Here is a 20,881-nt window from a genome sequence, read left to right on the forward strand (position 1 = left end):
GCCTTTGTGCTTTTATCAAAAATCGAAGCTATTTTTAATTGTTATTCATCTAGCTTAATTTATTTTATTGAAAATTCAGTCTAAATGTTAAATAAACGCTTATGCATAAAATAGTTATTCATTTTAACTATTTTCAACCTTAAACCACTTATAAATCACCAACATAATGAAAAAATTAGCATTGCCCGCTTTGGCTTTATGTGCAGCGCTTACTTCTTGCGAGAATAATGAGCCCGAAGATCAAGGAAAAGATATAGGAGCGTTGCATATTAGTAAAGAATTCCCGCAACCGGGAGACGACATAAAAATTAGCTACACCGCTAAAGATAGTATCCCCCAGGCCGAAGACGAAAAAGTAAAAGGCACCGTTAACTTTATGACCGGTAACGGCATTTACCCACAAGATTTAGAGCTTAAAGATTCTGCTAACATGTATTCTTCAAGCATAAAAATCCCGGATACAGTTACTGCAATTTCTTTTCAGTTTAAACAATATGGTATAGAAGACAGTAATAAAAAAGACGGTTATGTTCTTCCACTTTATGATGAAGAAGGTAATGCTCTTACCGGTAGTAATGCCCAAATTGCAAATTTGTATAGCCAGGGCGATCGCTATGGCAATATTGAAATGCCAGAAGATTCAATCACTTCTAAGTTTGAAGCCGACTTTAAAAAAGATCCCCAATTAGAAAAAAGATGGAGTAGCAACTACGTTAGCCTTATCAAATCTGATAAAGAAAAAGCAACTGCATTTGTAGAAAAACAAATGACGGCAGCAAAAGATAATGATTCTTTAACTGAAGATGATTATACCAATCTGTATAGAATGAATTCTATTGTTGGTAATAAAGAAGCCGCCGATTCGCTTCAAAATTTAATTCCTGAAAAATTCCCAAAAGGAACCATGGCTAGCCAGGCTTTTTACTCGAAAATGTATCAAGCAAAAGGAGCTACGGAAAAAGAAAAGGTTTTTGAAGACTATCAGGATAAGATTGGCAAGGACAATATGTTTAGAGATTACATGCTGTCTATGCTTGCAACCGAATTAGCTGCTGAAGATGATATTGATAAAGCAGAAGAGTATGCTTCAAAAATAAATATGAAAATGAGATCTGCTTCAGTTTATAACAGCATTGCATGGAAGCTAGCTGAAGAAGATAAAGAATTAGATAAGGCGCAGAAATTATCCAAAAAATCACTAGATCTTATGGATAATATTGATGCTAAAGATAAGCCAAATACACAATCGGCTTCACAACATTCTAGTAATATAGATTATAGCAAAGCAATGTATCAGGACACTTATGCCACTATAATGTATAAGCAAGATCAATTAAAAGAAGCGATAAAATATCAGGAAATGGCTACAAAATCGAAAATGGCCGATGCTGAGATTGCTGAAAAATACATTCAATATTTAGTAGAAGACAAACAATATGATGTCGCTAAAGAAAAAGCTTCAGCCTTTATTGCCGAAAATAAAGGTTCTGAAAAATTAAAAGAATACTATAAAGAAGCCTATACCGCTACTGGAGACACTTCTGGTTTTGAAGAAGAACTTGCGATGCTTGAAGAAAAAGGACATGCTAAAGCTAAAAGCGATTTAAAGAAGAAGATGATCGATGAAGAGGCGAGCAAGTTTAAACTTAAAGACCTTGAAGGTAATGAAGTTGCTCTAAGTGAATTAAAAGGAAAAACCGTGATCCTAGATTTCTGGGCAACCTGGTGTGGGCCTTGCAAAAGCTCGTTCCCGGGAATGCAAAAAGCTGTTGTTGCAAATCAGGACAATCCAAACGTAAAATTCTTATTTATCGATACTTGGGAAAGACAAGCTCCAGATGCTCGTATGAAAGAAGTTACCGAATTTATCGAATCTAACGAATACGACTTCCACGTTTTAATGGATGAAAAAGTAGAAGATAGCAACGATTTTAAAGTTGTCGATGCTTATGGCGTATCGGGAATTCCTACGAAATTTGTTGTAGGACCAGATGGTCGCATCAAATTTAAATCTGTAGGATATAATGGAAATCCAGATAAACTTGCTGAAGAAATTGAAATTATGATTGAACTTGCCAAATCATAAAGTAATTGAGATAGTTTATTTCAAAAATTATATCGAGGCCTTCTTTTTAGAGGGCCTTTTTTATTGAAAAAACTTTAATTAAATATTAAAATCACACATTTAATGCTGAATTAATTTATTTCAGTGTAACTTAAAAAAAACCGAATAAATGAAACAAAAACTACCTCTAAAAAACTACTGCATTGCTTTACTTATTTTATGCTTTTTACCACTTCAGGAAAGTAATGCCCAAGAAAAAAGTGATGAAAAACCTAAACCTAAATTAGATATAGGAGGTGCCCTCCGCTTCAATTACAACCTATCTTCCTGGAAGCCCGAGATGAAGGAACGAGGAGGTGATTTTGGTTTCGACCTATTTCGTCTTGCTGTACAGGGTGAATATAAAAATCTTTATATAAATGCAGAATATCGATTTTACTCTGAAGCATTTGGGGGAAATTTCTTAAAACAAGGTTGGCTGGGCTATCATTTAAACGACGAACAGGAAATTCAAATTGGCTTATTACAGGTTCCTTTTGGGATCGAACGTTATAACTCGCATAACTGGTTTTTAAATCTTCCATACTATGTCGGGCTTGAAGACGATTACGATATGGGAGTGCGATATTCCTATAAAGGAGATATGTTTGAATACTATGCTGCCTTTTTCAAGAATGGTGAAGAATTGACCTTTGGCAATAACTCCGCTGCATCATCCAGTCGATATTCCTATGATATTGTCGGAAAAAATAAAGAAGTCAACCAAATTAACGGAAAAATAGTTTACAAGCCCAATTTAGACGGCATGCACAAAATTGGACTTTCTGCGCAATATGGTGGCATTTACAATATTGAGACCCAAGAAACCGGAGATCGCTATGCTCTTGCAGTCCATTATGAATTTAGAACTGAAGATTGGTTTATAAAAGCACAAGCAACTAAAGCCGAATTTAATCCTGAAAATGCTCCAGGCAATTCCAGAGATATTATACAAATGGGTGCTTATGGTACGCCTTATGAAGTTGCTACCAATTTCGAAATTTATAACTTTGGAATTTCACGCCTAATTAACATCGACAGAGATTTTGTAGAAAAAATCGAAATTTATAACGATTTTGGATATATGCACAAAAGCATTGATGGCTTTGCAGAATCCTACATGAACGTCTTCGGAGTTCTTATAAATTCTGGACCTATAAGCACTTATATTGATTATGCTGCCGGATATAATCATTCATGGCTGGGTGGTGATTTTGATAACGAATTTTCTACTGGTGATCCTGGTGTAAAATGGGAAGCTCGTTTTAACATTAACGTGGGGTATTACTTCTAAAAAACTAGATGTATAATGTTTATTTGGAAATAATTCTATAAATTCCTCCTAAAGATGATTTAAGAATTTCCTAATTTTTAGGTTTTTGAGGCAGTTTTTTATTGTTTCGCAAAAATCATTTAAAACCATAGTGAATGAACAAAAATTTACTTTCTAAAACTTACAAATTACTCTTAGGCACTGCATTTCTTTTCTGCTTTTCCTCGGTTATGGCGCAAGATGACAACGAAGCCGAAAAGCCCAAGTTGGATATTGGTGGCGCATTACGTTTTAATTACAATCTCTCCAGTTGGAAAGAGGGACAAAAAAAACGTGGAGGCGATTTGGGCTACGACATGTTCCGTATTAATGCAAAAGGATCTTATAAAGACATCTTCCTAAATGTAGAATATCGACTGTATTCTGAGTCTTTTGGCGGAGGATTTCTAAAACAAGGATGGGTTGGTTATAATTTTAACGAGCAGGATCAAATTCAGGTAGGACTAACTCAGGTACCATTCGGACTTCAGCAATACAATTCTCATAACTGGTTTTTCAATATCACTTATTATGTTGGCTTAGAGGACGACCACGACATGGGAATAAAATATATGCATGATTCAGAAGATTTCCAGTATCAATTTGCTTTCTTCAAAAACGCAGAAGAATTACGATTTGGAAGTAATACAGAAGTATCTCCTTCTAGATACTCTTACGATATTGCTGGCAGAAATAAAGAAATTAATCAGTTCAACGGTAAATTTATTTATAAGTTTGGCAAAAATAAAAATCACCAGATAGGAACATCTGTACAGTATGGTGGCATTTATAATATTGATACTGAAGAAACAGGAGACCATCATGGTTTTGCCCTTCATTATGAATACTTGGGTGAAAAGTGGAATGTAAAGGCACAAGGGATGATTATCGAACATAACCCCGCTACACCAGATACCGTGAATAGCAACGTTTTAAAATTCGCAGCATATGGCGCTCCATACGAGGTCGCAGCAGATTTTAATATGTATACGCTAGCAGTTAGCAGAAAAGTTCCTGTTGAAATAGGACCAATATCAAATTTGGAATTCTATAATGATTTTGGTTTTATGGATAAAGCTGAAGAAAGTTTTGGAGACTCATTTATGAATGTAACCGGAATTTTAGTGACCGCCGGTCAGATTTATACTTACATCGATTATGCCGCTGGTTACAATCATTCCTGGCTTGGAGGAGATTTTGTAGATGATTTCTCTGTGGGAACTCCCGACGCCAAATGGGAGGCTCGGTTTAATATAAATATAGGATATTATTTTTAACAACTAACAATTTAGTATGGCAGAAAAAGTAAAAAGAAGTGATGAAGGAAAGTCCCTTTTTGGGCTCGAAGTTAACGGTCCGGTTTTCTTTACGTCCACGATTATTATTATTGCGAGTATTATCTTGACACTTATTTATGATAAAAAAGCAGAAAAAATATTCGAAAATGTACAAAATTACGTAGCCAATAACGGAGGATGGTTTTTCATACTCGTAGTAAACATTTTCCTAGGCTTTATGCTTTATCTTGCATTTAGCAAATTTGGAAACCTAAGAATTGGTGGGCAAAATGCAAAACCTGAATTTAAAACAGGTTCCTGGTTTGCCATGCTTTTTAGCGCAGGTATGGGAATTGGATTACTATTTTGGAGTATTGCAGAACCTATAAACCACTTTAACACGCCACCAATGGCGGAAGGTGGTACCGTTGAAGCAGCTCGTGAAGCGATGAGTTTCACCTTTCTTCACTGGGGATTCCACGCCTGGGGTATTTATGCTTTAGTAGGTTTAGCTTTAGCTTATTTCACCTATTCTCGAGGTCTACCGCTTACTATTAGATCGGTATTTTATCCATTTATTGGCGATAAAATTCACGGATGGATTGGAAATATTATTGACATTTTCGCTGTTTTAGCCACACTTTTTGGTCTTGCAACCTCGTTAGGATTTGGAGTGCAACAGATCGCTGCGGGTGTAGAACACGTCTTTGGAATCACCAACGATATTACTACTCAGGTGATATTAATTGCTGGTATTACTGCCGTCGCTACCCTTTCTGTAGTATTAGGTGTAGATAAAGGTGTACGGATTTTAAGCGAATGGAACATGCGTATTGCGATTGTTCTATTATTACTGGTTTTAGTATTAGGACCAACTATTTTTATATTTCAGTCTTTCGTACAAAACACAGGAAACTATTTTTCTGACTTCCTTATGATTTCTACCTGGACAGAAAGTTTTACAGGCACAAAATGGCAAAACGACTGGACAGTATTTTACTGGGGTTGGTGGATTGCATGGTCTCCTTTTGTGGGAACCTTTATTGCTCGTGTGTCTAAAGGTAGAACCATTAGGGAGTTTACATTAGGTGTACTTATCGTTCCTTCTCTAATTACTTTTTTCTGGATTTCAGCTTTTGGTAGCGCATCTATCCAACAGGTTTTAACCGGTGATAATGCTATTGTTGAAGCAGTAAACGACGATGTTGCTACAGCCCTTTTCGTTTTCTTAGAACAGTTTCCATTAGCTACCGTACTTAACGTAGTTGGAGTGATTTTAATTGGAGGATTTTTTGTAACCTCATCAGATTCTGGTTCTTTGGTAGTAGACAGTTTAACTTCAGGAGGAAAAATTGATTCACCAATAGGACAACGTATTTTCTGGGCGTTCGCTGAAGGTACCATAGCTGCAGTTTTATTAATTGGAGGTGGACTACAAGCCTTGCAAACAGCATCGATTGTAACAGGTCTCCCCTTTGCTTTTATTCTCCTGGTCATGTGTTATTCTTTATATAAAGGACTTAACGAAGACATGAAAAAACTCAATAAGAAGAAAGAGCAAAAACAAAAAGAAAATTACGAAGAAGTAGTTAAAAATATAGTACAAAAAAGAAACCTGAAAAAAGCCGATCAAAATGACTAACATTAATAATATACTGGTAGGGCTTGATTTATCACCAATGGATGATCACCTTATTAAATATGCTTCTTTTTTAGCCAAAAAACTGAACATAAAGAAGGTTTACTTCACTCATAATGTAAAGAAATACGCGATTTCTGAATTGTTTCAGGAGCAATTAAAAGATTTGGATCTGGAACAAATTATTGGTGATGAACTTAGCGAGAAAATAAACAGCAGTTTTGATGCCGATGTAGAATGGGACACACTAATTGCTGAAGATCCTTATACAGAATCCATATTTAATCATATCGTAAACAAATATTATATCGATATGATTCTTGTTGGTAATAAAATCGATTATGAAGGTGCCGGCGTGCTTACCGACAAATTATTAAGAATGGTAAAATGCCCTATAATCATTATCCCAGAGACAACTCAAAATAAGATTGAAAATATTTGGATAGGGACCGATTTTTCAAGAAGCTGTATGAAAATTTACAATAATGTAGATTATATTCAAAAAAATACTGATGCTAAGGTTACAGCTGCCCATGTTTATCATATACCTGCGCAGTTTTCTCCGTATGTATCAGACGAAACTTTGAAGTCTAAGATTAAAAAACATAGTGAAGAGCGCTTAGAGAAATTTGTAAAGCGCTTGCATAAACCATATGATATTGCAAAGCATTCTTTAGAAAGTAAAGAATCTAGTATTGCTGAAAAGCTGGTTGAATATTCACAAGATCGTGACGCAGATTTACTGATGGTTGCAGATAAAGGAAGTAATAACATTTCTTCCCTAATGCTGGGAAGTGTTACCGATGAGCTTTCTACTTCTAATGCCAAAATCCCAATTTGGATAGTGAAGTAAAGAGAAGAGATTTTGATTTAATTATGCAACTGTTTTTTAAACTATAATTTTAAAATTCAGTTGCATAATTTATTTTTATACATTTACTTTGTAATTCAAAGTACTTTAATATGAATAAAGATTATTCACAGGATTTATCTGAAATCCGGAATTTAATGAATCGCTCTTCGCGCTTTCTTTCTCTAAGTGGCACTTCGGGAATTATGGCCGGCATCTATGCGATCCTTGGAGCAGGCGTTTCTAAAATATTCTTTTTATCGAATGTATTAGAAGATCAAAATGTGGCCAACCCAGAAGTTCTATTACCAATTGTCATCATATTAATGCTGGTTTTAATGTTTAGTATAATTACCGCATACTTTCTTTCAGTAAAAGAAGCGAAGAAAAATGATGAGCAGATCTGGGATGAAACCGCAAAGCGATTAGTGTTCCATTTTTTGGTTCCGTTACTTACCGGTGGTGCTTATATTCTTTTAAAATTGAATCAAGGCCAAATTGAAGCTGCGCCTTCGCTGATGCTTATTTTCTACGGACTGGCCTTGCTAAATGCTTCAAAATATACGATTGGCACCATTAAATATTTAGGAATTTCAGAAATAATAATTGGATTAATTTGCGCTTGTTTTCCTGGATTTGGATTTTGGTTTTGGACGATAGGATTCGGACTTTTGCATATTATCTACGGAAGTTTAATGAATTTTCAGAAAAAATAATTTCCGAAGAAAAAATCTGCAAGTGAGTATTATAGAAAATATAAATAAACTTTTTGATCACCGAATTCGTTTGGGCATCATGTCGGTTTTAGTGGTAAACGAAAAAGCGAGTTTTAATCAGTTAAAAGAACTTTTAGCAGTGACTGATGGTAATCTTGCCAGCCATATAAAAGCCTTGGAAAAAGCTGAATATCTTCAAGTACAAAAATCTTTTGTAGATCGTAAACCAAACACAAAGTATAGCGCAACCAAACTGGGACAACTTGCATTTAAAAAGCATATCGACGCGCTTGAGAATATAATAAAATCAAAAAATGAACTAAACTAATTTTTTTATCAATCTACTTTGAAATTCAAAGTAAAATCTATTCAATTATGACTATAAAACATCCATTGAGAATAAATTACCTTTTGGCATCCAAACAAGCAGTTACCGGAGCAGGAATTGCATTACTCTTATTGGCAGTAATCTTATTAATAGTTGGCGAAATTAAAAGTTGGGTGTATATCCCTATAATTACCACTTCGATTGGTGGTGCCTGCAGTGGTTTATTTTATTACCTGGCCCATGATTTATTTTTTAAAGACCATAAATACAGAAATATAATTAACCTTTTCTGCAGATTTTGCTTTCTCGTCATCTTTTGGTTAAGCCTTGTTTTTGCATTAGCGCGAGTAGGACTTTGGGATTAGTTATGGAAACCAAATATTTCACAAGCAAACAATCTATCGTTAGGGAAATTTGGGGTAAGGCAGATACTATACTTTTTATTTTTGCCGGAGCTGCTGCAGAATTTGCCTTGAATAAAGCGGTAGATTGGCTATATTTTACCGGACGTCTTCCTAAAGATCCACTGGGGCGTCTCTTCTCTACTGTGAATTATGCGAAACTAATTGTTTTTGCTGAAGAAAAATCTGCCATCCATGCGATCGATCAAATGAATAAAATTCATGGGCAAGTTGAAGAAAATCGCGGTGCTAAAATACCAGATTGGGCATATCGGGATGTACTTTTTATGCTTATTGATTATTCTATAAGAGCTTTTGAAGCACTGGAACGTAAACTGATTTTAGCTGAAAAGAATGAAGTTTTTGAAGTTTTCTCGAAAGTTGGCAAGCAAATGAAGATTGCAGGCCTACCTGAAGATTTTTTAGCCTGGGAAAAACAACGCGAACTTCAACTGAAACAGAATTTTGAATATAGTAAATACACCGAAGATCTCTTTATTCAGTACAAAAAGCATTTGGGTGCCATCCACTATTTTTTATTATTAGAGGCGCAAACCTTAATGGCTCCTGCCAGGGTGAGGCATTTACTAAACTTCAAAAATAAATCGCTGCTTATTGGTGTACTTCCTTTGTATCGCCTAAGCAAAATTTTCAGAATGGATTATGTATTAAAAGAACTTTTACTTCCTAAGAAGTATAAAAAAGATATAAAAGCCTTAGATCATTCCACCACTCATTAATCAAAAAATTTTACTCATTTACTTTGTTTTTCAAAGTACTTTAAATTAATCAATATGCGAAAGAAATTAATTCATTGGTTATTCGATCAAACTCAGAAAGTATACACTAAATGGCTAAAACGTGATCACATTCCGTGGAATTTTAGCACCTCTGATCTCCTGAAATATCCCCAAGAAAGTTTTGGATATCATCTTGGTCACTTTCTGAATAAAAATAATTTTGAGCTAATCGCAAAAGTAGAGCGTCATGATGCCTATCATACACTTTGCGGTTACGGAACCAAGGTTGAAGATGAAATCGCGCTACAATATTTATGTTTAGGCAACGGAAAAAGAAGTCCTTATATGTTTGGAGCGATCATTTTGGGAACATTAATTCTTCCTGATTATTTCAGGTATTATTATCGCTCATTCCAGATTGGTAAAAATGCGAATACTTTTCATCACTATGATTACAAAGAAATTCTTGAGCTTAATTTTGAAGATTTTAGGCAAAGGATTTTTCAAGCATCGGTAATTTTCAATAATTGAGAGGTAATTCAATCGCGACCTAATTCCGAATTTTAAAAAACAAAAAAAGCTATCCAAAAGATAGCTTTAGATATAAACTCCATTACAATTTTATTCTAAAATCACCATCACCGGTAAATGATCTGAGGGATAATGTAAATCCTTAGAATCACTTAAAACAGCATGTTTCTTTACTTTGAATCCATTTTTTGAAACAAAAACATAATCAAGTTTTGTGGTTACCGGTTCGAAAAAATTAAATCCGTTATAAGTTCCTGTGGGACCAAATACAAGTTCGGCTACACTTTTAGCATCAAGCATTTTTTCAGATAAATACTGGATACTTTTTGTTTCTGGAGTTAGATTTAAATCGCCAGTTAATACCACTGGGTAGTCTTCGGTATTTAACTCCTGGATTTTATTGAAAATCAGCTTGGCACTTTCCTGTCTTGCTTTTACACCAACATGATCAAAATGCGCATTAAAATGCCAGAATTTTTCTCCGCTTTCTTTATTTTCAAAAAGTCCGTATGTGCAAATTCTTGGCAAAACAGCATCCCAACCTTTTTTAATTTCGGTTGGATTTTCATTTAACCAAAATGTGTTGCTTTTTAAAACTTCAAATTTGTTGGCATTATAAAATATCGCACTGTATTCTCCTTCTTGCTGTCCGTTATTACGACCTACGCCAATATATTTGTAATTCGGCATTTGTTCATCGAAATATGTAATCTGCGTATGCAACGCTTCCTGAACTCCAAAAACATCGGGTTCGTAAAACTTAATTTGATTGGTAATCCAATCTTTGCGATACGACCAGCTATTTTCACCATCATTTTCATTGGCATATTTGATATTATAGGTCATCAATTTGGTTTGAGCAAATGCGCTGGTTAAGCAACAAATTAGCATTAGGGCACTAAGATTTCTTTTCATTGTTTTGGGTAAATTTCAACTATTTAAAAAAATGTAGATAGCAATAAACAAGGACTGGTTTATTCAATTTTAACCAATCCTTATTTTTTGCAAATTATGATCTATTTTTTTTCCTGGTCATCGTTTTCGTGTTAACGGAAGATTAATTCTGAGGAAATTACCAAATCACAATTCTGTCCTCTTCCTTAACGTATAATGAATCCTCTGGTTTCACATCGAATGCTTCATAAAACGGTGTACTATTCATCAATGGACCATTAACTCTCCAGGATGGTGGCGAATGCGGATTATTATTAATCCATAATCGTAAAAATTCATCTTTCATTTTTACACGCCATATTTTAGCTACGGAAAGGAAAAATCGCTGATCAGGAGTAAACTCACCAATTTTAGTTGTATCCTGTCCCTGCTCTGTCATCTTAAATGCATCGTAAGCAACAGCCACTCCGGCAATATCAGCAGTATTTTCTCCAACCGTCATGGCTCCTTTTATATGAAGCGAATCTAATACCGCAAATTCACTGTATTGATCGATCACCTGCTGAATCTTCGATTTGAATTTCTCGTAATCGCTATCTGTCCACCAGTTTTTTACATTCCCTTCTTTATCAAATTGCGCTCCCTGATCGTCGAAAGTATGGGTTAATTCGTGCCCAATTACCATTCCTATCCCACCATAATTTAAAGCATCATCGGCTTGATTATCAAAATAAGGAGGCTGTAAAATTCCTGCCGGAAAAACAATTTCGTTTGCTGAAGGATTATTATATGCGGTTACCGTTGAAGGTGTAGTAAACCATTCTGATTTATCTACCGGTTTTCCTAGCTTTTCCAGATTACGTTGATACGCTGCGGAAGAAGCAGAAACAATATTCTCAAAATAAGCGTGCCTATCGATAGTCACATTATCGTAATCTTTCCAATGATCGGGATATCCTATTTTCTTCGTGATGGCAGCCAACTTTTCTTTTGCTTTTATCTTGGTGCTATCACTCATCCACTCCAAATTCTCGATTCTTGCCGCGTAAGCTTTCTGTACATTATCAACAAGTTCCTTCATACGCTCTTTAGCTTCTTCAGGAAAATATTTCTTAACGTATAATTGGCCTAAAGCTTCGCCAAGATATCCATCTACGGCACTCGCCATTATTTCCCCACGTGTTTTCTGAACTGCTTGCCCCGAAATCACTTTAGTAAATTCGAAAGCAGCATCTACAAAAGGTCGACTTAAATTATCGGCATAATTGTCTAAAGTATGTGCTTTTAAATAAACCTTCCAATCTGCTAACGGAACAGATTTTAAAAGTGAATTCAGCTTTTCATAATATTCCGGTTGCCCAATATCGATTGAATCGGTTTGCGTGTTGAAATCGTCTAAAACAGATTTCCAGCCAATATTAGGTTGTTTTTGAGCAAGATCGCTCACCGCCATCTTATTATAATTCGCTTTTACATCTCGGCGCTCGATCCTGGTTCTATGTGATTCGGCAATTTGTTTATCGATATCGTATACCAAATCGGCTTTCTTTTTAGCTTCAGTTTCGTTAACTCCGGTAAGTTCAAATAATGTTGAAAGATATTTTTTATAAGCTTCCTGAATCGCCACGGTTTCTGAATCTTCGCTGAAGTAATAATCTCGATCTGGCAGGCCAATTCCTGTTTGACCGGCATGCGCAATATTCATCTGACTATTTTTATCATCTGGCCCAACATAGAAACTTAAGATTGAAGTATTTCCCGATATCGTGGCTTTAGCTACAAAATGCATCAAAGCAGAAATATCGTTAATAGCATCAATATCATTTAAAATTGGTTTCAAAGGCTCGAATCCTCTTTTGTTGATTGTTAAAGTATCCATCCCCGAAGCATAAAAATCACCCACTTTTTGAGCAATACTACCTGTAGGATTTTCGCTTTGTGAAACGCTATCCAGAATTCCTTGTAAGCGAAGTCGCTGCGGATAGTTCATAAACATGTACGCTCCTGCCCCAGCCTGTGTTTCTGGTATCGATACGGTATCGTACCATTTGCGATTTGCATACCTAAAGAAATTATCGCCAGGTTCTAAACTGTGATCGACACCGGTAATTTCGATAAATTCTTTTTCAGTAGATTCTTCCTTTTTACAGGAGGCCAGAGAAAGCAACCCCAGAAGAAGTAACGTAGTTTTTTTAATTTTCATAAAAAGTAGTGATTAATAATGTCCTTATAAGTTACAATATTGGATAAATTAACTTTATATTTTAGCTCACAAAATCCTGTAGGTAGCTGTACCTAGGGGTTAGTTTGCCATCTTTGGTCATTCTTGCGCGTTCTAAAATTCCGTTTTTATCATTATTAAAAAATGCCGGCAACACATGTTCTAAAAACATTTCGCCAAAACCATCACTGGCGTCTTTTGGCAATTCGCAAGGCAAATTATCGACCGCCATTACCGTAATTGCTTCAGGATTTTTGTAATCGGTTTCCTTTTCGGTTTTAGGGTCATAACCATAAATAGGATCGGCGATTGTGGAAGCACGTATGGTACTGGGGATTGGTTTGGCAATATCACAGGAAATATCTGCAATATATTTTATTCTGAAATTAGGGGTTTTCGCCTCTTCTTTTGTGAAAAACACAGGAGCGCCCTGCCCATAAAAATGGCCTGCAATAAAGAAATCGCTACTTACTGCAAAACGCCAAAAATCTGATTCGTACAACTCGGGATTTTTAAAAAATTCTGGAATATTACCTTCGTTGCCATCCAAGCGTTTGTTATAATCTAACACATCGATGTGGCAATAAACCAGCTCTTCAAATTCTGAAGCTAAATATTCGGTAACCTCAACTTGTCTTATTTTTAGGTGATCTAAAATTTCTTTAGCGCCACGGGCTACTTTTCCGCTACCGGTGAGTACTATTTTTAAATTCGGAACTTTAATTTTATCTAATTCGGCCAACATTGCATTTAGATCTGGAAGATCGTCAGCTTTTGGTAAATTGAAAATTTCGTTTTTGAGTCCGATCGCTCGAAATCCATTATACGCTCCAACCAACCCCGCATAACGTCCAAAACCAATAAGTCGCATTCCGCTTTCACTGGTAATCACCTCGTGATCAAAAAGCTCGATGTTTTTATCCAAAATCGCTTTTAATAAATCACGATTATAAGGTTGCTTTTTGATGGTATGGGAGAAGAAAAAATATTTTTTATTCGGAATTAAACTTTCTATCGGCACTTCTTTTACACCAATCATCACCTCACAATTACTAATATCTTCTGAAACCTGAAATCCTTCGTTTTGATATTCTTCGTCTTTAAATATTCGAATAGCTGAAGTCTGGACCTTAAATTGAGCTTCGGGAAATTGATCTTTTGCTTTTTTGAGATGTTTTGGGGAGAATACTACACGACGATCTGGTGGCGTTTTTTCTTCTCGAATGATAGCGAATTTGAGCATAGGTTGGTTTAGGTTTTGTACAATTTGCACAGGTTTTAAAAGCTAATATTTGTAAAAACAGATGAGTCTTTTTAGTTTTACGATCTGTTTTTTATTGAATTTAGTTTCCCTAATTTAAAAATTAGTGGTCTAAATATTGAATATTGAGATCTAACTTTTTAGAATTTTAAAATGTTACAAAATATTTAAAATCTCGATTATTAAGTAAAGATATAAATTTAATAGTACCTTTGCAGGCCTTGCTGTTTTATAAACGGTAAGATGAATTAATGTTCTTTGTTTGATTGAATTTTGATTTTGCGTTAGGGATAGCAGCGGTTAGCTTTTTGTGAGGCAACGAACAAAAACTAAAAGCGAATAGCCCGCCGTTTGGCCGATAGGGCAAACGGAACGCCCACATACAAAGTACAATGTTCTTTACATAATGGGGTCGACTTGGTTTTGACAGCGAGTCTAATTGAGTTGTAAGCACGTCGAGCGCTGGGATATAGCTCGTAAATCTCATATTTCACACTTTTTTAAACGGCGAGAATAACTACGCCTTGGCTGCATAACCGAATCATAGTAGGTTTGCTTAGTCCCTACTAGGTAGGGAGCCGAGATGTCTCGTGGAAGCCTTGATTTACGGCGTCCACACCAGAGGCACCGATAAAGTAAATATAGAAACTGCAGGGCCTTGATGTAGTTTCGAAACTTAATTAAGGATACGGAAAAGATTAGGTCGTTTTCAGCCAGATTTTTTCCCGACAATCCAAGTGAAAACTAAACGTGTAGAAAGCTTCTGAATTGCTTGTTTGGACGAGGGTTCGAACCCCTCCGACTCCACTTTTTGAGCGTTAAACTCAAACAAAAACCCCGAAATCTTAGGATTTACGGGTTTTTTTATTTTTTGGGATATCATTTAAAATCAAAAATATGAGCATTCTTACCAACTTAGTTTTACCTAAAAAAAAAACAGAACTACTAAGACTTCAGAAAGCGATAACGACAATTCTCTAATAAATAAAACTTTTGATACACTAAATAGTTCTAATTCTCCGATAAATATTACAGAAAGTTCATAATATAACATGTCGTGGATTTCCATCTCCTATGGAGTATAAAAGTTGAATTTCAACCCTGGACAAGTTTCATGAATCTAAATTTTTTAACTGAACAAAGTCTTAAATATAATTGGAATGTAATGGGAGAAGAACATATTTCGGCTCAATTTCAAGATTTTATTAAAAATTGTGATCCTGATGCCCTGAAAATAGCTGTATTAGAAAAGAAAGATCAGAATCAGGCTATAATTGCAGAAAAACCATTAGTTCAAAGCAACGAAATAAATCAAACAGTTCTAAGAATATCGAAACCAATATTTTGTGATAACAAAAAATGGGGTTTGATTTGTACTTCCTATATTATCACTTCACCTTCAAAAGAAAAAGTTCAAAATAATCACCTTCATATATACAAATGGAAAGACTAAGATTGGATCTTAATAAAATTAATTCAATTAGGATGTAATTAATGATTATACGATAATACCATAGCAAAAAAACTATGATATTTGTAAACTAATCTCATGTCAAAACCCTGTAATCACTAAAGTTGCAGGTTTTTTCATCTTCTAAGATAGATAATTTTGTAGAAATTGATTTAAAGATTATTCAAAGTTTTAAGATGGAACTACGGAAAAAAATCTGGGATTTGTTTCCCACGGAGCCGTACGTAATCTGAGTTAAAGTCAGCACAAACGTAATCTAGCGAAAAAAGCTGACGGAGCTATTTTTAAGCAAGAAATAGCAGATTTGGATATTCGGTTTTGCTCAAACGAGATTGACATATCTGAACTGCCAATTGCCTACAAACCTGCGGCGACGGTGTGTGCACAAATCCAGGAACAAAACATAGAAACGATATTCGATAAAGTACTACCCTACAGCTCTATTATGGCAGGCGACTGGCATAAGAACGCACACTGGCGAAAAATAGACGTAAAGGGCGAAAGAATTAAAATTTTAAATGATTAAATTGGAAAGGAATGATTATTTTTCAGTTTTAAATAAAATCATTTGAAAAAAACACTATTATTCCTTTTCTTCTTGTCATTACAGTGCTTACATGCTCAAATAACATTAGACCATAATATAGGCACTAATCTTATAGATTCTGGAATGCCATCATGTGAGGAAGATGAATCATGGGCACGTATCTTTAAAGTATCTGATTTTGGCGTCGGTCCCGGAGAGCAACTAATCATTCGATCTGCTGAAATAGGGCTACTGCAAACAAACCCTGGAGCATCAATGTATTTTAGTGTAGGAGGCTTTGTAGATTATAATAGTAAAACACCGGGCTATGAAAACCCTTATAATAATCTGGGGCAGCGAGGTCTGGGTAGCCCCCCGGTTGTTACAGGAGGACCTGAAATATTCTCATACCAATTTGAGCAACCCATCGTGGTTCCCGCAAATTATGAATACATAATCATAATTTTTCATAAACAAGATGACCACTACAATCCAGAATCTTCATTGTTTAAAGTAGCAGGAACGACCAATGATACCGGAGAATCATGGTACCTGGGTTGTGACCAGAGGTATCTGTGGCGAAATACGAATGAGCTGCCTACACCGATTCCTAATGCTAATTTTTATATTAATGCAAAGGCAGACATCGTTCCGTTAGAACTTACGGGATCAACCACCCGTCTCAGTCACAATACCTGTGACGACATTATAGAGACCGATATTTACTCCTGTAAAGACAGCTTTATTTATTGGGCCAGAGACTTTCAACTTGCAAAATATGGCATTTCAAATGATGAAGAATTTATTATCAAATCTGGACAAGTAGCTGTTAATAAAACTGGGTGGACAGCCAATTTAACCTTTAATATATATGAGATTGACGATAACTTCCCCTATTCATTTTCTGAGGACAATTTAATAGGTAGTAGTCAAACAGAACGACTACAGCCAGATATAGGGCGCTCATCTCAGATTATTACTGTTAATTTTGAAACCCCGGTTACTGTTCCTACAGGCGTAAAACGAATTCTTGTAGAAGTGCATAAAGGTATAATTGGTGGTCAAGGTGTAGCATTTATAGCGGGTTCTACTCAAGATACAGGCACTTCATGGCAACGCAACTGTACACCTAATCATGATAATATATACAGATCAACAGCAGACTTTGGATTTCCTGACGCAAATTTTTACATTAATGTTACTGGCGATGTAAAACATAAGTTAAATATTTTCTCTATGAGTATTTCTAATATTTGCTCAGAGTTTTTAAAAGAATTTAGCATTGAGGATGAAGCAAAATTGTCTAGCGTACAATGGGACTTTGGAGATCCGGCATCAGGTACAGATAATACCTCAGATCAGCTTTCACCATATCATGATTTTTCAAAGGATGGCATCTACACTATAACCGCACGGGTTACCGGTAAAGATGGTCGTATAGAATCCCTGTCTGAAACAATAGATGTGAAAGAACCCCCTACCGCTTATGGTATCAAGGATGTTTATACCTGTGAAACAACAGCCGGCACAGGAATTTCGAATTCGTTTGATTTAAGTCATGTTGAGCAGCAAGTCCTACAAGGCCAAACAGGTAAAGTTATAACCTATATTGACGGTACCGGTAAAAGCTATGATGCCTTACCAAATCCCTTCACCAATAGGGTTATAAATCGAGAGACTATTAAAGTACGTGTGGCTCACGCAGATAATCCGTGTTGCTATTCGGAAACCTCATTTGATCTTATTGTCAACCCATTACCTCATATAAACCCTATTGATGATCTTGTATTTTGTGATACCGACACGGACGGATTCACCACTTTTGATATATCTAGCTTAAGAAATGACCTCTTGGGTAGCCAGCCTGATCTTGAGCTCACTCTAATACACGAAGATGGCCAGCAAATCATGGAGCCCCTTCCACAGAAGGTGTCAAATAAGGTTTCCAATCAGGAAACAATCAGGGTTCAAGTGTTAAACACGCGTACAGGATGTTCTTCAGAATCTTCATTTAAACTTATTGTGAGTAATATACCAAATATTGGAAGCCTCCCCGACCTGATCGGCTGCGATGATAATAACGACGGCATTTCTGAATATTTTGACACCTCCCAGATTGAAAATCTGGTCCTTAACGGCCAAACCGGAACGGCAATCACCTACTATGATGCAGCGGGTAATAGCTTGCCGAGCCCCTTACCAAATCCGTATATCAGTACTAAGGAAGCGATAACCATACGGGTAACCAACTCCCAGACCGGGTGCTATGCAGAAACAAAATTAAACCTCATTACATCTGCTAAACCTCAAATCAATCAACCCGTAATACGTTTTGCCTGTGATGTAGGGAATGGCTATTCCACTTTTGATTTAAGTAGTCTTGAACAAGAAATCATAGGTTCTCAAACCGGGTTAAAAATTTACTACTTTGATGAAAACGGAACAACGTTATCATCGCCCCTTTCCGATAATTTTCAGAATACTTCGGCTTGGTCACAGCGTATTGCTATACGTGTTGAAAACAGTTCAAATTCATTGTGTTTTAGTGAAACCTATCTGGACTTAACGGTAAATGCGTTACCCGAACTTGCTATTGATAACAACTTTGTCATCTGCGATCAAGAACCCGGTCTACAACTTTCACGAAACGAAACCTTTGACCTCTGGCAATGGGAAGATCCTACAGGTTCTATCATTTCCAATACTTCAGAGGCTTACCTAAGTCTTGAAGGAAGTTATGTACTTACCATTGGCGAAAACCAAAATGGAATAATGTGTAAAAATTCTTATGTTTTTCAATTGAAAAGATCAGAATCACCAGCCATTCAGAAAGTAGATTTTGCAGATTGGTCTAATAACAACTATATAGAAATTCAAACCATAGGGGACGGAGATTTTGAATACAGCATTGATGGCTTTAATTTTCAAGACAGCGAACTATTCCCATATATTTCGGGTGGTGTGTATGATGTCACAATACGCGATAAAGCCGGATGTGGAACGGATTCTAAAAAAGTGGTTTTAATTGATTATAAAAAATTCTTTACCCCTAATGGCGACGGATTTAATGACTACTGGCAAATTGAAGGCATCGATGCATTTCCCGATGCTACAATACTTATCTACGATCGCTATGGTAAATTACTGAGACAACTCACTCCTCAAGATATAGGTTGGGATGGCACATTTAAATCTGGTCAAATGCCTTCAGATGATTATTGGTTTCACGTTGATTTAGGAAATGGACGAGTTTATAAAAATCATTTTACGCTGAAGCGGTAATTCAGATTTATTCCAGAAATCCATATCCTTGTTCGTTAAATATTTGATTTATGATTATAAACCCCAAAACTCTCTATCTCAAAAAGGTCTACTTTGACAACGGAGTACCAATTCAGCATCCATTAAAATTTATAGGTTGGAAAGCCCTATAAATCAATATTCGGTCGTTCCGCCCGACTCCACAATAAAAATCCCGAAATCTATAAAAATTTCGGGATTTTTGGTTTTATGAGTTCGTAATAGAAATTACATCTTCGGCATAATTACACCTGAAGGATTTATTTTTTTTATTTTACCGTTATTATCGAAATTCAAACTATCGATTGCAAGCTCTCTAAATAACTCGTCTTCGTTATTTTTTATTCTATGGTAAAGAATATAGTGCTGATCACCTTCTTTAAAAACAGTATGATGCCCAGGTCCTAAAGTGGTTTTATCTTCTGATGTAGTTAATACCGGACTATTCTCTCCTTCTTTCCATGGTCCATACGGTGTGTCGCCAATTGCATAACGTACTTTATAAGTTTCGTTAGTACATTTACCATCAGAATACATTAAATAATACTTACCGTTTTCTTTTAGCATTAAAGGTGCTTCAAAATAATTTGGAGGGGTTACATCTTTTATTTCCTCTTTATTGAAACTCTTCATATCGTCTTCTAACTTTACCACAAAGCAATGCCCATTAACCCAATTTAAACCCGAGCCCCAATAAAGATACACCTGCTTATCATCATCTATAAATACCTCAGCATCGATCATGTGATATTCAGGAAACATATCTCCTTTAATCAGTGGTGAGTTATCTTCTTTCATGTTTTTCCAGGGTCCCAGTGGATGCTCACTAACTCCTGCCCAAACTTCACTTCCTACTGAAATATACATGTAAAACTTCCCGTCTTTACCCTGAATTACGGAAGGTGCCCAAACTTTACTATCATTTGAAGTAGGACTTGTACAAAGCGTTTTAGTAGGCCAGGCTATATGTTTTTGTTCCCAATTTTTGAAATCTGAAGATTCTAATACACCTAACTCCTCCCCGCCCCAGGGATCGATAGTTGCATATATATAGTATTTACCTTCGTACTTGACGATAGACGGATCTGCAAAATCCCCGTCTACTATAGGATTATTTATCATTACGGTTTGAGCAGAATCTTTTGACTGAACTTCTGATTCCTTTTCTTTAGCAGCTTGCTTACATTGAATTAGTGAAAGCGATAGTAAGAATATCGTAATTGAACTTAAATAAAATTTAGTGCGCATTTTTGAAATTTTAATTTATTGTTAGGTTATAATTGAGATTATAAAATTTGACAATATCAGTC

16 protein-coding genes and 1 other RNA gene are annotated in these 20,881 nt (G+C 35.8%); 13 read left to right on the forward strand and 4 right to left on the reverse strand.

Features of this window, described 5'->3' with window-relative positions:
• Nucleotides 1-166 precede the first annotated feature (166 nt).
• The 10 genes from PBT89_RS12880 (at nucleotide 167) to PBT89_RS12925 (ending at nucleotide 9,898) form a co-directional block, all read left to right on the forward strand.
• On the forward strand, nucleotides 167-2,086 hold the full coding sequence (locus PBT89_RS12880; RefSeq protein ID WP_270062251.1) for a TlpA disulfide reductase family protein: 1,920 nt from the start codon (nucleotides 167-169) through the stop codon (nucleotides 2,084-2,086).
• Nucleotides 2,087-2,234: 148 nt separating this feature from the next.
• Nucleotides 2,235-3,398, forward strand: a complete 1,164-nt coding sequence (locus tag PBT89_RS12885) for a porin (protein WP_270062252.1) — start codon at nucleotides 2,235-2,237, stop codon at nucleotides 3,396-3,398.
• A 134-nt stretch (nucleotides 3,399-3,532) separates the two neighbouring features.
• The gene (locus PBT89_RS12890) at nucleotides 3,533-4,693 is read left to right on the forward strand and encodes a hypothetical protein (RefSeq protein ID WP_443089599.1); all 1,161 of its coding nucleotides are present in this window, start codon (nucleotides 3,533-3,535) and stop codon (nucleotides 4,691-4,693) included.
• Between the two features lie 16 nt (nucleotides 4,694-4,709).
• On the forward strand, nucleotides 4,710-6,335 hold the full coding sequence (locus PBT89_RS12895; RefSeq protein WP_270062253.1) for a BCCT family transporter: 1,626 nt from the start codon (nucleotides 4,710-4,712) through the stop codon (nucleotides 6,333-6,335).
• Nucleotides 6,328-7,185 carry a universal stress protein gene (locus PBT89_RS12900; protein ID WP_270062254.1) on the forward strand — a complete coding sequence of 286 codons (858 nt, stop codon included), beginning with the start codon at nucleotides 6,328-6,330 and terminating at the stop codon, nucleotides 7,183-7,185. The genes PBT89_RS12895 and PBT89_RS12900 overlap by 8 nt, the downstream gene beginning before the upstream one ends.
• A gap of 110 nt (nucleotides 7,186-7,295) precedes the next feature.
• A complete protein-coding gene (locus tag PBT89_RS12905; protein WP_270062255.1) occupies nucleotides 7,296-7,898 on the forward strand; it encodes a hypothetical protein in 603 nt (200 codons plus the stop codon).
• Between the two features lie 22 nt (nucleotides 7,899-7,920).
• On the forward strand, nucleotides 7,921-8,226 hold the full coding sequence (locus PBT89_RS12910) for a winged helix-turn-helix domain-containing protein (RefSeq protein ID WP_270062256.1): 306 nt from the start codon (nucleotides 7,921-7,923) through the stop codon (nucleotides 8,224-8,226).
• Nucleotides 8,227-8,273: 47 nt separating this feature from the next.
• Entirely contained in the window at nucleotides 8,274-8,591 is a 318-nt protein-coding gene (locus tag PBT89_RS12915; RefSeq protein ID WP_270062257.1) for a hypothetical protein, read from the forward strand.
• A 2-nt stretch (nucleotides 8,592-8,593) separates the two neighbouring features.
• Nucleotides 8,594-9,367 (forward strand): oxygenase MpaB family protein, encoded by a 774-nt coding sequence (locus PBT89_RS12920; protein WP_270062258.1) that lies wholly within the window; start codon nucleotides 8,594-8,596, stop codon nucleotides 9,365-9,367.
• Between the two features lie 54 nt (nucleotides 9,368-9,421).
• Entirely contained in the window at nucleotides 9,422-9,898 is a 477-nt protein-coding gene (locus PBT89_RS12925) for a Coq4 family protein (RefSeq protein WP_270062259.1), read from the forward strand.
• Nucleotides 9,899-9,988: 90 nt separating this feature from the next.
• Here the strand turns inward: PBT89_RS12925 and PBT89_RS12930 are convergent, their stop codons facing one another.
• The 3 genes from PBT89_RS12930 to PBT89_RS12940 all read right to left on the reverse strand — a co-directional run bounded on the left by PBT89_RS12930 (nucleotide 9,989) and on the right by PBT89_RS12940 (nucleotide 14,256).
• Entirely contained in the window at nucleotides 9,989-10,813 is an 825-nt protein-coding gene (locus tag PBT89_RS12930; RefSeq protein ID WP_270062260.1) for an endonuclease/exonuclease/phosphatase family protein, read from the reverse strand.
• A 157-nt stretch (nucleotides 10,814-10,970) separates the two neighbouring features.
• Nucleotides 10,971-12,995, reverse strand: coding sequence for a M13 family metallopeptidase (locus PBT89_RS12935; RefSeq protein ID WP_270062261.1), 2,025 nt, complete (start codon nucleotides 12,993-12,995; stop codon nucleotides 10,971-10,973).
• A gap of 61 nt (nucleotides 12,996-13,056) precedes the next feature.
• A complete protein-coding gene (locus PBT89_RS12940; protein ID WP_270062262.1) occupies nucleotides 13,057-14,256 on the reverse strand; it encodes an NAD(P)-dependent oxidoreductase in 1,200 nt (399 codons plus the stop codon).
• Nucleotides 14,257-14,682: 426 nt separating this feature from the next.
• Between PBT89_RS12940 and ssrA the strand changes: the two genes are divergently transcribed.
• The 3 genes from ssrA (at nucleotide 14,683) to PBT89_RS12955 (ending at nucleotide 19,553) form a co-directional block, all read left to right on the forward strand.
• Nucleotides 14,683-15,084: a transfer-messenger RNA gene (gene ssrA / locus PBT89_RS12945) on the forward strand.
• 355 nt (nucleotides 15,085-15,439) lie between these two features.
• Nucleotides 15,440-15,727, forward strand: a complete 288-nt coding sequence (locus tag PBT89_RS12950; protein ID WP_270062263.1) for a hypothetical protein — start codon at nucleotides 15,440-15,442, stop codon at nucleotides 15,725-15,727.
• Nucleotides 15,728-16,313: 586 nt separating this feature from the next.
• A complete protein-coding gene (locus PBT89_RS12955; RefSeq protein ID WP_270062264.1) occupies nucleotides 16,314-19,553 on the forward strand; it encodes a T9SS type B sorting domain-containing protein in 3,240 nt (1,079 codons plus the stop codon).
• 246 nt (nucleotides 19,554-19,799) lie between these two features.
• Here PBT89_RS12955 and PBT89_RS12960 read toward each other — a convergent pair whose 3' ends face one another.
• Complete coding sequence (locus PBT89_RS12960; RefSeq protein ID WP_270062265.1) at nucleotides 19,800-20,819, reverse strand: family 43 glycosylhydrolase; 1,020 nt, start codon at nucleotides 20,817-20,819, stop codon at nucleotides 19,800-19,802.
• Between the last annotated feature and the right edge of the window lie 62 nt (nucleotides 20,820-20,881).

The organism is Zunongwangia sp. HRR-M8 (genome assembly GCF_027594405.1).
GTDB lineage: Bacteria > Bacteroidota > Bacteroidia > Flavobacteriales > Flavobacteriaceae > Zunongwangia.

Excerpts from the sequence above, each read along its gene's own strand:
- PBT89_RS12880 (WP_270062251.1), top strand. The coding sequence starts at position 167 with ATGAAAAAATTAGCATTGCCCGCTTTGGCTTTATGTGCAGCGCTTACT.
- PBT89_RS12885 (WP_270062252.1), top strand. The coding sequence starts at position 2,235 with ATGAAACAAAAACTACCTCTAAAAAACTACTGCATTGCTTTACTTATT.
- PBT89_RS12890 (WP_443089599.1), top strand. The coding sequence starts at position 3,533 with ATGAACAAAAATTTACTTTCTAAAACTTACAAATTACTCTTAGGCACT.
- PBT89_RS12895 (WP_270062253.1), top strand. The coding sequence starts at position 4,710 with ATGGCAGAAAAAGTAAAAAGAAGTGATGAAGGAAAGTCCCTTTTTGGG.
- PBT89_RS12900 (WP_270062254.1), top strand. The coding sequence starts at position 6,328 with ATGACTAACATTAATAATATACTGGTAGGGCTTGATTTATCACCAATG.
- PBT89_RS12905 (WP_270062255.1), top strand. The coding sequence starts at position 7,296 with ATGAATAAAGATTATTCACAGGATTTATCTGAAATCCGGAATTTAATG.
- PBT89_RS12915 (WP_270062257.1), top strand. The coding sequence starts at position 8,274 with ATGACTATAAAACATCCATTGAGAATAAATTACCTTTTGGCATCCAAA.
- PBT89_RS12920 (WP_270062258.1), top strand. The coding sequence starts at position 8,594 with ATGGAAACCAAATATTTCACAAGCAAACAATCTATCGTTAGGGAAATT.
- PBT89_RS12925 (WP_270062259.1), top strand. The coding sequence starts at position 9,422 with ATGCGAAAGAAATTAATTCATTGGTTATTCGATCAAACTCAGAAAGTA.
- PBT89_RS12930 (WP_270062260.1), bottom strand. The coding sequence starts at position 10,813 with ATGAAAAGAAATCTTAGTGCCCTAATGCTAATTTGTTGCTTAACCAGC.
- PBT89_RS12935 (WP_270062261.1), bottom strand. The coding sequence starts at position 12,995 with ATGAAAATTAAAAAAACTACGTTACTTCTTCTGGGGTTGCTTTCTCTG.
- PBT89_RS12940 (WP_270062262.1), bottom strand. The coding sequence starts at position 14,256 with ATGCTCAAATTCGCTATCATTCGAGAAGAAAAAACGCCACCAGATCGT.
- PBT89_RS12950 (WP_270062263.1), top strand. The coding sequence starts at position 15,440 with ATGGGAGAAGAACATATTTCGGCTCAATTTCAAGATTTTATTAAAAAT.
- PBT89_RS12960 (WP_270062265.1), bottom strand. The coding sequence starts at position 20,819 with ATGCGCACTAAATTTTATTTAAGTTCAATTACGATATTCTTACTATCG.